This window comes from Streptomyces sp. NPDC012637 (genome assembly GCF_042954805.1).
Lineage (GTDB): Bacteria > Actinomycetota > Actinomycetes > Streptomycetales > Streptomycetaceae > Streptomyces.
Genome location: NZ_JBIBDS010000001.1, coordinates 447,854 through 462,862, shown reverse-complemented (window position 1 = coordinate 462,862; position 15,009 = coordinate 447,854). Strand labels below are relative to the sequence as shown.

Below are 15,009 nucleotides of genomic sequence, written 5' to 3'. Positions count from 1 at the left end.
CCGCCCCGCTGATCACCCCACCGGTGCCCGCTCGACGACCGGGACCCGCAGCGGGGCGCGGAAGGACAGCAGACCGAGCGTGGGTGCCTCCGCCGCATCGGGTGCGAGCCGGACGGCGGGCAGGCGGCGGGCGGCCGCGCGGAGCGCCACCGCCGCCTCCGTACGCGCCAGGGCCGCGCCCGGGCAGCGGTGGCGCCCCACGCCGAAGGCGAGGTGGTGGCGGATGTTCGCGCGGCCGGGAATCATCTCCCCGGGGGCCTCGAAGACGTCCGGGTCCGAGCCGCTGCCCATGAGCATCAGCAGCAGCTCGGCACCGGCGGGGAGTTCCACGCCCCCCAGCTCCAGCGGCCGGGCGGTGACCCGGCGCCACGAGGTGACCGGCGGCTCGCGCCGCAGCACTTCCTCGACCCACGCCCCGGCGAAGCCCTCGTCGTGGGCGGGGCGGGGCCACACCCCGGGCTCGGCGAGCGCACGGCGCAGGACGGTGGAGATGAGCTGTCCCGTCGTGGACTGCCCGGCGATGAAGACGAAGAAGCACGCGCCGACCGCCGTCTTCGGGTCCAGCAGGGTGCCGTCGGGCAGCCGGTGGCGGGCGAGCGCCCCGACGAAGCTGTCCGCGGGGGCCGCCGGGTCGGTCACGAGTTCCGTCAGCCACTGGTGGAACTCCCCGACGAGCACCGCCAGTTCGAGCTGACGCTCCACGGAGGGCCGTCCCCAGAACAGCTCGAGCGAGGCGTCGCTCCACCGCACCAGGGTGGCGGTGTCGAGCCCCTCGATGCCGAGGAGTTCCATCATCACCCGGCAGGGCAGCGTGTGCGCGAACGCGGAGAAGAGGTCGCTCCCGCCCGCGGCGTCGAGCTCCGCCCGCACCGTGTCGAGCAGCTCGTCGGCGATCCGCTCGATCACCGGGACCGCCGCCGCCACCCGCTGGGCGTTGAAGAAGCGCATGACGACGCGCCGCAGGCCCGCGTGGCTCCCGGACGCGTTGTTGGCGAGTGCGGGGCGCAGCCTGAAGCCCGCGCGCGCGAGCAGCCGGAGCACCGGAACGCCCAGGGGCGTCACCGCGTGCTGGGCGTTGTCCGGCCGGAAGGCGTCCGGATCGAGCAGCACCCGGCGGATGTCCTCGTACCGGCTGACCAGCCACAGCCCCGTGGCGTCGTCGCGGTGGACCGGCGCTTCGGACCGCAGGCGGTCCAGCCACGGATGGGGATCGCGGACGAAACCCTCGTCGAACAGGTCGAGCAGCCCGAGCGGGTCCGGCCGGTCCGCCCCCGGTACCGACGAGGGGACCGGGGGAGCCGGCCGTGCGTACGGGCAGGAGGCTGCCGCGTCCGGACGGGAGGCGGTGGCGTCGAGGGCGGAGGTCACGCGGGCGGACGCTAGCACGCGGACGCGCACGTACCGGCCGGTGTGTGCGGGGGATCACCCGCGGTCACGTGGCCGCGGACGGTGCCCGCCCCCTCGCCGTCGGACCGGCGAGGCCTGTCCGATGAGGGCGAGGCATCTGGGATAGGGTCTGCCGGGTTTCACAAGCCGCAAATCGGTCGTCACGTGGAAGGACCCGCCCTGAACACCCCGCTCGCCGAGGCGTTGTCCGTAGTGCTGCTCGCACTGGTGCTGGCCTGTGCGGTCGTCAGACCCTTCGGCTGGTCGGAGGCCGTCGTCGCGGTCCCGGCGGCAGGCCTGGTGATGGTCACCGGCGCGGTCTCCACGGACGACGCGCTGGCCGAGGCCGAACGGCTCGGCCCCGTGGTCGGCTTCCTGGCCGCCGTGCTGGTCCTGGCTCAGCTGTGCGACGACGAGGGCCTGTTCCGGGCCTGCGGCGCGTGGATGGCACGCCGGGCCGCGGGCCGCCCGCGCCGGCTGCTCACCCAGGTGTTCCTGGCGGCGTCCGCGATCACGGCCGTACTGAGCCTGGACGCCACGGTCGTGCTGCTCACCCCGGTGGTGTTCGCCACCGCCGCGCGGCTCGGCGTGCGCCCCAAGCCCCACGTGTACGCCTGCACGCACCTGTCCAACACCGCGTCCCTGCTGCTGCCGGTGTCCAACCTGACCAACCTGCTGGCCTTCACGGTCAGCGGGCTGACCTTCCCACGGTTCGCGGCCCTGATGGCGCTGCCGTGGCTGGCCGCGATCGCGGTCGAGTACCTCGTCTTCCGCCGCTTCTTCGCCACCGACCTGGACGCCGGGTCGTACGCCCCGCCGACCACCGAGGCGCCCGAGCTGCCGCTGTTCGCGCTGGTCACGGTCGGCTGCACCCTGGTGGGTTTCGCCGTGTCCTCCGCGGTCGGCATCGACCCGGCCTGGATCGCCTTCGCGGGGGCGCTCGTGCTCGCCGTACGCGCCCTGCTCCGGCGCCGCGTGACTCCCGTGGCCCTGCTGCGGTCGGCGTCGGTCCCGTTCCTCGCCTTCGTCCTGTCCCTGGGCATCGTCGTCAGGGCCGTGGTGGACAACGGCCTCGACGAGGCCCTGGGGCACGTGGTCCCGGCCGGTGACTCCCTGCCGGTGCTGCTCGCGCTCGCCGCGCTCGCCGCGCTCCTGGCCAACCTCATCAACAACCTGCCCGCGGTGCTGGTGCTCCTGCCGCTGGCCGTGCCCTCCGGCCCGGGCGCCGTCCTCGCGGTGCTGCTGGGCGTCAACATCGGCCCCAACCTCACCTACGCCGGTTCCCTGGCCACCCTGCTCTGGCGGCGTATCGTGCACTCACACGACACCGAGGTGGATCTGAAGGAGTTCACCCGGCTCGGGGTCTACACCGTACCGGCGAGCCTCGGTGTCGCGGTGGTCGCGCTGTGGGCCTCGCTGGCCGTCATCGGAGGAGGCTGACCCATGGCCGTGGTCGTCTGGATCGTGGAGGGCACCTGGCCCGCCTGTGTGGACGCCGCTCGCGCCCACACGCCGGAGGACGCCGAGATCGTCCTGCTCCACGTCACACCGACCGAAGTACCGGGCGCGGCACACGGCGCGTTCGCCGGACTGCTCGGGCGCGGCCACCCGGAGCGCGACCCCGGCACCCGCGTGGAGAGCCTCGCCACGGCGTCGGCCGAACGGCTCCTGCGGTCCGCCGCGGAACGCCTCGGACGCCCCGGCACCACCGTCGAACGGACCGGACGCGTCGAACGCGAGGTCGTCGCCGCCACCGAGGACGCCGACCTGCTCGTCCTCGCCCGCGACGGCGATCGCACCCACCTCGGCCCCCACAGTCTCGGCCCGGCCGCCCGCTTCGTCGTCGACCACGCGCCCTGCCCGGTCCTCCTGGTCTGGCCGGAACCGTCCCCCGGACTCGACACCCTCCCGCCGCCGCCGAAGGCGGGCCGGCCATGAGGACGGCCCCGGCTCGCCGGGCTTCCTGGGGCGGCTGGGGGCGAATTCCATGCCTCCACGGGCCCGCCCTCGCACCGAGGGCGGGCCCGTGGCCGGCGGTGCGGGCGGGCCCGTGGTCTCAGGGCGCGCCGTTCGCGGGACTCAGCTGCACACCGCGCCGTTCAGCGTGAACCGCGCCGGTGTCGCGTTCGTCCCCGAGTACGTCGCCTGGAACCCGAAGCTCGCCCCGGCGCCGGGCGCCAGGGTGCCGTTCCAGCCGGCGTCCCGGGCGGACACCGTGCCGCCCGACTGGCTCACCGTCGCGTTCCAGGCGTTGCCGATCCGCTGATCGCCCGCGAAACCCCAGCCGAGCGTCCAGCCCGAGATCGCCGAGGTCCCGGTGTTCTTCACGGTGACCGTCGCCGTGAAGCCGTTGCCCCAGGAATCGTCCACCCGGTACACGACCGCGCAGGACGCCGACGGCGGCTCCGCGTCGTCGTCCGCCTCGGTCGCCGTGAACGTCCCCGGCTGCACACCGGTCCCGCCGACGGTGAAGGCGGCGCTGCCCGCCACCGCGTCCGCGTCCTGCGCCGAGGCCACCGACACCTGCCGGGCCGTCGCCCAGTCGGACGGTGTGAACACCAGCGTCGCGCCCGCCGTGACGGACAGGTCGGGGTCGCCGGAGGCCCGGGCCACCGTCACCGTGACGCTCTGCGACGGCGCGGCCGAGAGCCGCACGCCCACCGTCGCCGAGCCGCCCTCCGCGACCGTCACGGCAGTCGGAGCCACCTGCACGGCGGGCGCGGCCGACGCGCCGCGCCGCTCCGCCGCGAAGGCCGCCAGCCACGCCAGCGGGGCGTTCCAGTTGATCGCCACCTCGTTCGTGGAGTACGAGCCGATGTCGTCCACGTAGCAGGCCGCCGGCGCGCAGCCCGGGAGCTGTTCCTTGGCCACCGGGTCCTCGAGACCCGCGTTCGGCCCGCCGGCGAAGGAACCGGCCGGCGGGTGCGGCAGCGAGGCGTCGTTCTGGTGCGCCCAGAACCGGTGGTGCTGGTTCTGGGCGGCCCGCTCGCCGTAGCCGGTGACGTACGAGTGGTCCAGGGCGTTGCGGCCCAGCAGATAGTCCAGGGACTCCAGGGCGCCCGCCCGGTAGCGCTGCGCGCCCGTCAGCTCGTACGCGACGGCCAGCATGATCGCGTTGTTGGCGACGGCGCTGTTGGAGCCCCACCCGTAGCCGGTGGCCGGGATCGGCACCGCGTAGCCCTGGCCGGCCATGGTGGAGAGGTGGTCGTCGGCCGCGGCGGTCAGCAGGCCGCGCATCCGGGCCCGGTCCTCGGCGGGCAGGGCCACGCCGGGGACCGTGGCGAGGGTGATCCGGCCGAGCGTCGCCGTGCCGCCCCACCAGAACCCGTCGGCGGGCCTGCCGTGATGGGGGGAGGAGGTCACGGCGTCCCGGTACCGGGCCTCGCCGGTGGTGGCGAGGAGTTCGGCCGCCGCCCAGTAGAACTCGTCCGAGACGTCGGCGTCCTCGTACGCGCCGCCGCCGGTGTTGTCGGTCGCCGGGGCGAGCACGCCCGGGTTGGCCTGGGCGGCCGTCCAGGCGGTGCGGGCCGCTTCCAGGCAACGGGCCGCGAAGGCCGCGTCGTACGGGGCGTACACCCGGGCGCACTGCGCGGCCGTTGCCGCCAGGTTCAGCGTGGCGGCGGTGGAGGGGCGGTGCAGCTCCCGCTGCTCGTCGTCGAGCTCGGGCCGCGTCGGCAGCGCCGTCCACGCGGAGTCGTGCACCTTGTGGAAGGCCATGCCGGCCGACGGCCGGCCCGCCGGCACCTGCATCCGCATCAGGAACTCCAGCTCCCAGCGGGCCTCGTCGAGCACGTCCGGCATCCCGTTGCCGCGTTCCGGAACCCGCAGCGTCGAATCGCCGAGCGCGGCCTCACCGCCGGAACGCCGGGCCCTCTCGAAGGAGTTGACGACCTGCCAGGTCGCGATGCCGCCGTTGACCACGTACTTGCCCTGGTCGCCCGCGTCGTACCAGCCGCCGCGGACGTCCGCCCGGTAGTCGCACACCCCGGCCTGGCAGGGCACGCTGGTGTCGCCCTTGTTCGGCGCCACGCCCAGGTGCCCGGCGGGGCGGGCGTACGCGCTGCCCGTCAGGGCCGCGTCGATCGCGATGCCGCTGCGCTGCTGGTGGAAGAACGACATGCTGTCGGCCCGCAGGCCGTCGTACAACGAGGCGGAGATGTCGAAGGGGTGACTCGAGCGACCGCCGGCCACCAGGGTGAAACCCGTGCCCGTGCCGGTGTAGGAGCCGAAGTCCACCAGGTGCGTGGACTGTCCGGACGCCCGATCGGCGCCGCGCACGGCGGTGCTGCCCGACGCGACCTGCGCGCCGGAGGCGTCGAGCAGCTGCCAGGCGAGCGGCGTGGTCGCGGAGCTGACCACGGTGGCCCGCTTCGGGCCGTCGGGCAGGTAGCCGAGCTGGTTGACCCGGACGGGAAAGTCGGCGGGCGCCGCGAGGGCGCCCGAACTCGCGGCGCGGGCGGGGTCCGCGGTGAACGCGCCGACGGTCAGGCTGCCGGCGGCCAGGGCGAATCCGGTGAGCACGGCGGCCGCACGGCGTGACAGCCGGCGGATGGCGACGACAGGAGGCACGTGAAGGGGGCCTTCCTCGGGTGGGGGGCAGAGGTTGGGAGCGCTCCCACCACCATGGCGCACCTCAGGGCGGTCCCGTCAAGATGCGGGAAGGAAAAACGCTACCTCTCCTGGGCGGCGTCCCGGGCCTGCTGGGCGATGTGTTCCAGCACGGCCTTCGGGTCGGCGGACGGCTCGACGGCCTTGCCGATGTTCCGCTTGATGGTGTTGCTGACCTGCAGCCACGAGGGTTCGTTGACCGGGTAGAGCTCGGCGGTGCGCAACGCGGTCAGGAACTGCTCGGTGCCGGGGTCCGCGGCCGTGCCCTGGGAGGCCTGGGTCGCGGTCACCGTCGAGGGCAGCAGCTGGTAGCGCCTGGCGAACTCGTTGAGGTTCTTGTCCTCGTAGACGAAGTTCAGGAAGGAGCCCACCAGTTCGCGGTTGCCCTCGTGCCTGAAGGCCATCATCCAGTCGGCGACGCCCGCCGCCGGCGGGGTCTTCCCCTCGGGCAGGGTGTCCGACACCGGCATCCGCAGCGTGCCCACCTTCATGCCCTTCGCCCTCGCCTGGTGGAGGAGCGACGGATAGCCGTTGACCATGCCGACGTCGCCGCTCAGGAAGGCGGCGAAGGCGTCCTGCCGGTTGAGCTCGGCCGGCGGGACCGGGCCGGTCAGGCCGGGTGCGACGAGGTTCTCCCTGATCCAGTGGAACGTCTGCGTGTTCCGCTCGGAGGCGATGTTGTACCGGCCGTTGCTGTCGGTGTATCCGCCGCCGTTGCTCAGCTCCCAGATCAGGGCCTCGGCGTGTGCCTCCTCGGGGCCGAGCGGCAGGGCGTACGGGTAGAGCACGTCCTCCGCCTTCAGCGCCTCGGCCGCGTCCTTCAGGTCCGACCAGGTCTTGGGCGGCTCCGCGCCGGCCTCGTCGAAGAGTTCCTGGTTGTAGAAGAGCAGCCGGCTGCTGGCGACGAAGGGCAGGCCGTAGAGGGTGTTGTCCACCGAGCCCGCCTCCGCGAGCGGCGGAAGGAAGTTCGCCTCCGTCCTGATCGACAGCACCTCGCCGGCGGGGTAGAGCCGGCCCTGCGCGGCGAAGTCGGAGTACGCGCCCATCAGGGCCACGTCGGGGGCGTCGTCCTCCTCGACCATGCGGGTCACTTCGCGGTCGACGTCGGCCCACGGGTAGAGGGTCACCTGGACCCTCCTGCCGGGGTGGGCGGCGGTGTAGGCGGCGGTCAGCTTGTCCCAGTAGGCCTTGGAGCTGGTCGCCGGGCTGTCGCCGTACTCGGGGGCCACCAGGCGCAGCGTCGTCCCGTCGCTCCCGGACAGCGAGCCGCAGGCGGTGACGAGGGAGCCCAGCAGTCCGAACGCGGCCACGGAGGCGGTCATGCCGAAGAGTCTCGGTCGCACGGATCTTTCCTCTTGATCTTTTTGGACAGTGCGTCCGAAATTCTCCACTGGCGGTGGCCGTAATTGCGCCCCCTGCCGGGCTTTTGTGGTCGTAGCTCCAACAGGGGCTTTTCCTTTTGGTGTTTTCCGATATGCGGCGACGGATTCCGACGCGCGTAGAACCCTCCACGGTGTCCAAAACGACTTCGGAAAGGAACATTGACGGATTGGAGGACCCCGGGACGGAACCGGACCTCACCCCGGCGGACGGGTGCGCAGGGACTCGGCCCAGGTGAGGGTGCCCCGCTCGCCGTCGGGGCACGTGAGGTCCCGGGGCCGTCCGCTCGACCGAGGACGGTACGGGGACACGCAGCGGCCGCGCCGCGTGCCGCGGATCCGCCCCCACGACGCGACGGCCTCGCCGAGCGTGAGCACCTCCGGCCCGCCGAAGTCCGCGCACCGCCCGCCGGGACCCTCGGGCAGCACCTCCGGATCGAACGCGGCGGTCCCCGCGCCACCGTCCCCCCACGGCGGCCCCCCGGCACGTACCGAGCGCGGAGCGACGGGCTGCTCCGAGTGGAGCTCACCGGTGGTGGCCCTCCCGCCACGCACGCAGGCTGACGCTTGCCCCCCGCCCGCCCGAAACCATGCGGCGCGGAGCAGGACGGCACCTTCCCGGCCGGGACGGCCGGGAAGGCCAACCTCGTGCGAGAGAGCGAGAGACGGGATCACATGACGGAACAGGGCATCAGAACGGGCTGTCTGTCGTCCGTTCGGGGGAGCGGCAGGTTCGTACGGAAACGGGGGGAGCACCGGTACGCCGGGCGCCGACGCGTGCGCAGCAAGGCGGCGCTCGCCGCGGCAGGCCTCGCTCTCCTCGGGGCCGTCGCCCCGACGCCGAGCGCGGCGTCACCGCCCGTCGCCGGGCCGCGTCCGGGGCTCGCGGGGCGGTTCGTGCCCGGCCCCTGCCCGGACGCGCCCGAGCCGATCCCCGGGCGGTGCGGGGTCCTGGAGGTGCCGGAGAACCGCACCCACCGCGGCGGGCGGACCATCCGGCTGGCCGTCGCCGTCATCCCGGCCGCGTCGAAGAAGCCGGCCAAGGAGCCGGTGGTGTTCATGGAAGGAGGCCCCGGAGGCGACGCGATCGGCGCCATTCCCTTCCTGATCGCCTCCCGCGTGAACCAGGAACGCGACCTGATCGTCATGACCCAGCGCGGCGGGCCCTATTCGCAGCCCTACCTCGCCTGCCCGGAGATCGACCGGTTCAACGCGAAGGCCGTCGGGCTGCGCTACGACGCGCCCTCGACCGGACGGCTCCTGGTGCGGGCCGCGAAGGAGTGCCGGGACCGTCTCACCGCCGAGGGCATCGACCTGCGTGCCTACAACACCACGGAGAACGCCGCCGACTTCGCCGCCCTGCGCAAGGCGCTGGGCATCAGGAAGTGGAACGTCTACGGCTACTCCTATGGCACCGACCTGGCCCTCACCCATCTGCGCCGGCACCCCCACGGGATCCGCTCGGTGACGATCGACTCGGTCGTGCCTCCGCAGACCGTGAGCCTGCCATGGGCCTGGGACAGCGCCCAGGAGGGGATCAACACGATCTTCGCGGCGTGCGAGGCGCAGCCCGCCTGCGAGAACCGCTACCCGGACCTCTCGCGCAAGCTGTCGGAGCAGGTCCACCGCCTCGAGGCGAACCCCCTCACAGTGACGGTGCGGCCGCCGGGCGGAGGCAACGCCGTCAAGGTCGTCCTCGACGGTGGCGCGCTGGTGAACCTGCTGGTCACCAACGGTGGCGCCCTGCCGGCCGTCGAGGTCCCCGCGGCCATCGACGAACTAGCCCGGGGCAACCCGGAGCGCTTCGCGCGGGCACAGGCCGCCGGCGCGGCGACGCCCGTCGTCGCCCAGGCCTACGGGCTGACCCATTCGGTGGTGTGCAGCGAGTGGACGCCGGGCTTCTCGAAGTCCGACGTCCTGGAGGCGGGGCGCCGGGCGTTCCCGGGGTGGCCGGACACGGTCCTGGCCCACGCACCGCAGCTTCCCTTCGAGCACGACCTGTGCCGCGTCTGGAACGTCCCGGACCGCACCCCGGTCCAGCGGGTGGCCACCCACAGCGAGGTCCCGACGCTGATCATCACCGGAACGTTCGACGCGAAGACGGGAGCGAGCTGGGGACCGTACGCGGGACGCACCCTGCCCCGGTCGACCGCCGTGCAGATCCCCGGGATCGGCCACTTCGTCGTCCCCCAGTCGGCCTGCGCGCAGAGCGTCCTCGGCTCGTTCCTGGCGCGACCGACCGCGCCCGACACCGGCTGCGTGGCAGGACTCGCACCGGCACCGTTCACCATCACCCCTGACCCGGAGGGAACATGACGTCCCACTGCCCACCCCGCCACCGGCGCGCGTCGCGCCGGCTCGCGGCCACCCTGGCCGGGGCCACGGCCGGTGTCCTCGTCGCCGGCCTCGGCGCGACGCCCGCACAGGCCGAGTCCGGCGCCGGAGCGCCGATCGGCACGGTCGCCCGGACGGCGGGCGGCGCCCGCTTCGAGCCGGGTCCCTGCCCGAGGACGGCGGACCCGATCCCCGCCCTGGAGAGCGCCCGCTGCGGAACGCTCACCGTGCCCGAGAAGCGGCACCGGCACAAGGATCACAAGGACCACAAGGATCACCAGGGGCAGCAGGAGCTGAGGGATCAGAGGGATCAGAGGGATCAGAAGGAGCGGAACGGGCACCCGAAGCGCAAGATCACCCTCGCGGTCGCGATCGTCCCCGCGGCCACCAGCCGTCCGGCGCCCGACCCGATCGTGTGGCTCGCCGGCGGACCCGGCGACGACGCGGTCTCCGAGATCCCGATGGCCCTCGCCGGCGGTCTGAACCGCGACCGCGACGTGATCTTCATGTCCCAGCGCGGGACGTACTCGGCCGACCCGGAGCTCACCTGCCGGAACGTCGACGAGTTCGCCGCGGACTCCCTAGGCCTCGTCTTCGGCGCGCAGTCCACCGGCCGCCTCCACGTCGCGGAGACGAAGAAGTGCCACGACCGGCTGGCGAGCCGCGGGGTCGACCTCACGGCCTACAACGGCACCGAGAGCTCCGCCGACTACGACGCCCTGCGCAAGGCGCTCGGCATCCGGCAGTGGAACGTGTTCGGCATCTCCTACGGCACCGACCTGGCACTGCAGTACATGCGCCTGCACCCGGAGGGCATCCGGTCGGTCGGCATCGACGGCGTCCTGCCACCGTCCCTGGCCGGAGGGGCCGTCACCTGGAAGGCCGCACGAGAGGGCTTCGACGGCATCTTCGAGGCCTGTGCGCAGCAGCCCGCCTGCAACACCCGCTACCCGAACCTCAAGGACACCTTCGAGCGCCTCGTGGTCGAGCTCGAGGCCCGACCGGTCACCACCACCGTCACGGTGCCGGGCCACCCCGAGCCGGTGAAGGTCGTGCTGGACGGCGGACTCCTGGTGAACTGGCTGACCTTCGCCAGCCATCTCGCGGCGGGAGTGCCCCGCTCCATCGACGAACTGGCCCACGGCAACCCGCAGCGGATCGCCGAGCAGTACGCGGGCGGGAAGCTCAGCCCGCAGGCCATCGGACGGGTCTCCCACGGTCTCGTCTTCGGCATCTTCTGCAGCGAGTGGACACCCTTCGAGAGCGAGGCCGACGTGATCCGGGCGGGACGGCGGCTGTTCCCGACGTTCCCCCGCTCGGTGCTGGCCAACGCTCCGCTGCTCAGCTGGATGCACGCGGACTGCCGCGCCTGGGACATCCCCCCGGCGCCGCGCTCGATCCGCGACGTGACGCGCAGCGACATCCCGACGCTCGTCCTGTCCGGTGGCTTCGACGCCCAGACCGCCCCGAGCAGCGGGCCGTACGCCGCCCGTACGCTGAGCCGGTCCACCGCCGTCACGGTCCCCTACGTGGCTCACGTGGTGTTCGCCGACTCGCCGTGCGCGCAGTCGATCACCCGCTCCTTCTTCGCCAGCCCGACCGCGCCGGACACCGGATGCCTCGCCGGCCTCCGACCGCCGCAGTTCGAGATCGCACCGTAGGAGCCGACCTGCTCCGGCACCGTCCCGGCCCGGCCCGCGTCCTCCACCCGGAGGCGCGGGCCGGGCCCCGTGCGGCCGGCCGCGTACGTCCCCGGCGCCGCTAACGGGCGAGGTCGGCGGCCTCCGAACGCAGGGCGTTGCGGGCGCCGGTGACGACCACGGTGATCAGGCACAGGGCGATGACGGCCTCGGCCCACAGGAAGGCGAACCAGTCGAGGACACAGCCGATCGGAGGTGTGCCGGGGGCGGTGTTGCGGAACGCCGCGAGAGCGAACAACGTGGCGGCCATCCAGGCGAGGGCGGGCCACACCAGGGCCTCGCCACGGGTCGTCAGGAACCAGGTCCCGATGAGCACGGACGCCGCCAGCGCCCACATCGCGGCCATCATGAACACCGCGAAGACGAGCAGACTGCCCGACCGCGCCAGCTCCAGTTCCAGGACGGCCTCCTGCCCCGGGACCGGCCGTGTCGCGGAGACCGAGAAGAGCGTGGCGTTGTTGGAGAAGAGCATCCGCACCGGCACCTCCTCGCCGCCCAGCACCGCCCAGAACTCGAGGTCGGTCCTGTAGGCGTCGAACGGGTAGTCGCCGATCGACCCACCCGTCATCGCGACCTGCACGTCCTTGGGCGCGATCCGCTCGTGCGCCGGGAACGCCAGGTCGCTGAGGGTCGCCACGGAGGTCTGGAGGCTGAGATCGGCCACCGGGGAGGTGCCCTCCTCCTCGCCGAGGGCCCCGCGCGGCACGACGTGGACCCGCAGGACGAGCTCTCTGGACGCGGCGTCGACGCTCTGGACGGTTGCCTCCACGTCCACCCGGTCCGCGGCCCGGGAACCGACCGTGTGGACCGTGTCGTTCGCCTCCCGCTCGGTGAACTGCAGCCACGACCCCACGGCCACCGCCACCACGATCAGGACCGCGAGAGGAACCAGCACCGGAAGCAGCGACGCCCCGAAACGACGGGGGCGACGCGGTCGGGACGAGTGCGTGGGCGGGACCATGGTGACTCCGGCGAGGTGAGAAGGGCGGCGTCCGCACGTGTGGTCACTCTTCGGTCACCGAGAAGTACTGTAGGTGCTCCTCGGCCCGTCTCCGCGGAGGCCGCGGCTCGACGGGCCGCGCCACCCCCGCACGGGTGCGGGCCCGGCTCCCACCCGATTGACGCGGGTGGGAGCCGGGCCCGGAACGGGACGGTTCACGGCCTCCCGACTACCGACCCGGTCGCGCCCCGCGCCTGCGCATCCACCACACCAGCGCACCGCCCGCGGCGAGCACCGCCGCGGCGACGCCGGCGATCAGCCCCAGCGGCGTGCCGGAGCCGGTGTCGGCGAGGTCGCCGTCCGGGTCATGGGCCGGCGGGGTCTGATCACCGCCGGTGGTGGACGGCCCGGGCGCCGGGGTCGACGGGGTGCCGGTGGGCTTCGGGTCGTCCGGGCCGGTCGGGGTCGGCGTCGGCCCGGGGTCCTGCGGGATGGTGGGCCGGTCGGCCGTGGACCCGCCGAGGAAGGCGGCGTTGCCGCCCTGGTAGGTCACCTCGGTCTGGACGGACGACCTGGTCGTCCTGTCGAGTCCGCGGTGCTCGGTGTCGAACTGGGTGCGGGAGATGTTCCGCTTCGGCGCCTTGGAGAAGTCGACGCCGCCCATCGACAGGATCCACACCTTGCCGTCGTAGACCCGCTCGAACTTGTAGTCCCCGTTCCTGAAGGAGTGGACGTACTTGTCGTAGACGGTCTTCTTGTCCCAGTCCCTGTTCTCGTCCCGGAGGGGCCAGCGCGACACGTCGTTGCTGTTGATGATCTTCCGGAAGTCGGTCGGACCGGCGGCGTCCTGGCGGCGGATGTACTCGGCGGCCACCCGCGAGGAGTACACGCGGCGCAGGTCGGCGTAGGACGGCTCGTCGTTGACCCGGCGCTCCAGCTCCGGCTGGATCACCGAGAGGATCAGCGCCTCGGCCTGCCTGGTCTGCGCCTCGGTGAGCTTGCAGCCGCCGGCCGGCACGTCGGGCCCGGTGGGGACCTCCATGTTGACCTTGAGCGGCGCGTCGAGGATGTAGATGCCGCCGTCCTGCTCGCGGACCTTCGCCGGCTTCGGCGTGATCCACTGCCGGATGACCGGGAGGCACGGCATGCCCTCCGGCGTCCGCGGTGCCGCGCGCCAGAAGCGTTCCCCGCGCTCGTACTTGTCGGGGTTCATCGCGTCCGCGTAGTCGTGCTTGAGGGTCAGGTCGGCTTCCAGGAGGATGCGCCCGGCGTCGGTCTTGGCGAACTCCTTGTCCATGATCACGTCGGGACGGATCGGGTTGAGGTTGACCCAGAACCTGTCCGGCGTGAGGGCCAGCCAGGTGAAGAAGGCGTCCGAGGCGAGCTGGAGCTTGGCGTCACCGCCGTAGCCGGGGTTGGTGTCCGGGTCCTGGACGTAGTCGGCCTTCATCGAGTAGTCGAGGCCCTTGCCCTTGACCGGTGTTCCGACGTAGTTGATCTCCAGGGTGGAGAAGTCGATGCCGCCGGGTCCGCGGTTGAAGTAGCCGCCGCCGTTGTTCTGGTTGTACATCGCCTGGAGGCGGCGGGCCTCCTCGACGGTCTTCCCGGACCGCAGGGCCTGGTCGATGATCGGACCCCGGCCGCCCTTGAGCGGGTCGGGGTTGAAGCGCTTGTCGTACTTCGTGTAGACGGTCGGCTTCTGCGTGCGCTCGATGGCGTTCGAGCGCCGCTCGGTGACCCCGGCCTGGGTGCGGTTGGTGCCGCGCTCCTTCTTCAGGTCGTCGTCGAACTGCTTGATGCCGTCCTTCGTCGACTTCTCGGTCGCGGCTCCGGTGATGTACCGGAACGTCGACTTCGGGTACTGCTTGGCGATCTGACGGTCGGCCTTGACCTGGTCGGGCTCGGCCCTGCCGTTGGACTTGGTCTCGATCTTGAACTCGGTACGGCGGTTGTGGACGTCGACGACGCGCCAGCGCTTCTCGCCGTTCTCGTCGATGTACGAGATGACGTCCTGGCACCACCAGTCGGGCCCGACCATGTTGTACTTCCGGACCATGCGGGCCTCGAACGCCTCGCCCCTGCGCGGGTTGCCGTGGTTGCCCACGTACTTCACGTCGAGGAAGCGTGTGAAGTCCTTGTAGCCCTTGTCGTACTGCGCGTTGTAGCGGGCGTAGATCTCCATGACCTTGTCGGCCGGGTTCTGCGACTTCGCGTACGCGCGCTGCCACTTGCGGTAGTCCTTGCCGGCCTTGTCGCGCTGCGCGTCGGTGGGCGGCAGGACCCCGTCAAACGCCTTGGCGGGGTTGTCGTACGTGTAGTTCTCGTCGTTCGGCCAGGCGTCGTACGTCAGATCGGCCGGCGGCCCGGAATCGGGCGGCGTCGTCGGGAACTTCCTCCCGAGGTACTTCTCGTCGCACCGGACCGGCTTGACGTTCGGCGGCTTCGCGGCATGCGCCTGCTCGAGGCCCGGCAGGCCGGTCAGGGTGAGGGCCGCCGCGGCGGCGAAGGCCGCCGCGAGTCGCCCCCACGCACGCCGACGGCGCGCGGGTTGCTGTATGTGAAGGCTCACTGACTTCTCCCCCTGGGACCCCGTGGTGTGCAGGAGAGATGGGCGGCGTCACGGGCTCCGAGGTCAACTGGTCTGGGTTGGCCGCTCGTTGGC

Annotated in this window: 9 protein-coding genes; 4 read left to right on the top strand and 5 right to left on the bottom strand. The window is 72.6% G+C overall.

Annotation, left to right across the window (positions count from 1 at the left end; translation table 11 throughout):
- Positions 1 to 12: 12 nt before the first annotated feature.
- On the bottom strand, positions 13 to 1,368 hold the full coding sequence (locus ACFY8W_RS02050) for a cytochrome P450 (RefSeq protein ID WP_391099013.1): 1,356 nt from the start codon (positions 1,366 to 1,368) through the stop codon (positions 13 to 15).
- Positions 1,369 to 1,566: 198 nt separating this feature from the next.
- Here ACFY8W_RS02050 and ACFY8W_RS02045 point away from each other — a divergent pair, with 198 nt between their 5' ends.
- Positions 1,567 to 2,826 (top strand): SLC13 family permease, encoded by a 1,260-nt coding sequence (locus ACFY8W_RS02045; protein WP_391101668.1) that lies wholly within the window; start codon positions 1,567 to 1,569, stop codon positions 2,824 to 2,826.
- 3 nt (positions 2,827 to 2,829) lie between these two features.
- Positions 2,830 to 3,324, top strand: a complete 495-nt coding sequence (locus tag ACFY8W_RS02040) for a universal stress protein (RefSeq protein ID WP_391099010.1) — start codon at positions 2,830 to 2,832, stop codon at positions 3,322 to 3,324.
- 141 nt (positions 3,325 to 3,465) lie between these two features.
- Here ACFY8W_RS02040 and ACFY8W_RS02035 read toward each other — a convergent pair whose 3' ends face one another.
- Both ACFY8W_RS02035 and ACFY8W_RS02030 read right to left on the bottom strand, forming a co-directional pair.
- Complete coding sequence (locus ACFY8W_RS02035) at positions 3,466 to 5,955, bottom strand: glycoside hydrolase family 9 protein (protein ID WP_391099008.1); 2,490 nt, start codon at positions 5,953 to 5,955, stop codon at positions 3,466 to 3,468.
- A gap of 101 nt (positions 5,956 to 6,056) precedes the next feature.
- Entirely contained in the window at positions 6,057 to 7,337 is a 1,281-nt protein-coding gene (locus tag ACFY8W_RS02030) for an extracellular solute-binding protein (protein ID WP_391099006.1), read from the bottom strand.
- Positions 7,338 to 8,432: 1,095 nt separating this feature from the next.
- On the opposite strand from ACFY8W_RS02030, the gene ACFY8W_RS02025 reads away from it, so the two are divergent.
- Together ACFY8W_RS02025 and ACFY8W_RS02020 are read left to right on the top strand one after the other, a co-directional pair.
- Entirely contained in the window at positions 8,433 to 9,689 is a 1,257-nt protein-coding gene (locus tag ACFY8W_RS02025; RefSeq protein ID WP_391101665.1) for an alpha/beta fold hydrolase, read from the top strand.
- On the top strand, positions 9,686 to 11,368 hold the full coding sequence (locus ACFY8W_RS02020; RefSeq protein WP_391099004.1) for an alpha/beta fold hydrolase: 1,683 nt from the start codon (positions 9,686 to 9,688) through the stop codon (positions 11,366 to 11,368). The genes ACFY8W_RS02025 and ACFY8W_RS02020 overlap by 4 nt, the downstream gene beginning before the upstream one ends.
- Before the next feature lie 100 nt (positions 11,369 to 11,468).
- Here ACFY8W_RS02020 and ACFY8W_RS02015 read toward each other — a convergent pair whose 3' ends face one another.
- Both ACFY8W_RS02015 and ACFY8W_RS02010 read right to left on the bottom strand, forming a co-directional pair.
- Positions 11,469 to 12,302, bottom strand: a complete 834-nt coding sequence (locus ACFY8W_RS02015; protein ID WP_391099002.1) for a DUF4436 family protein — start codon at positions 12,300 to 12,302, stop codon at positions 11,469 to 11,471.
- 274 nt (positions 12,303 to 12,576) lie between these two features.
- Positions 12,577 to 14,916, bottom strand: a complete 2,340-nt coding sequence (locus ACFY8W_RS02010) for an LPXTG cell wall anchor domain-containing protein (protein ID WP_391098999.1) — start codon at positions 14,914 to 14,916, stop codon at positions 12,577 to 12,579.
- Positions 14,917 to 15,009: the final 93 nt, after the last annotated feature.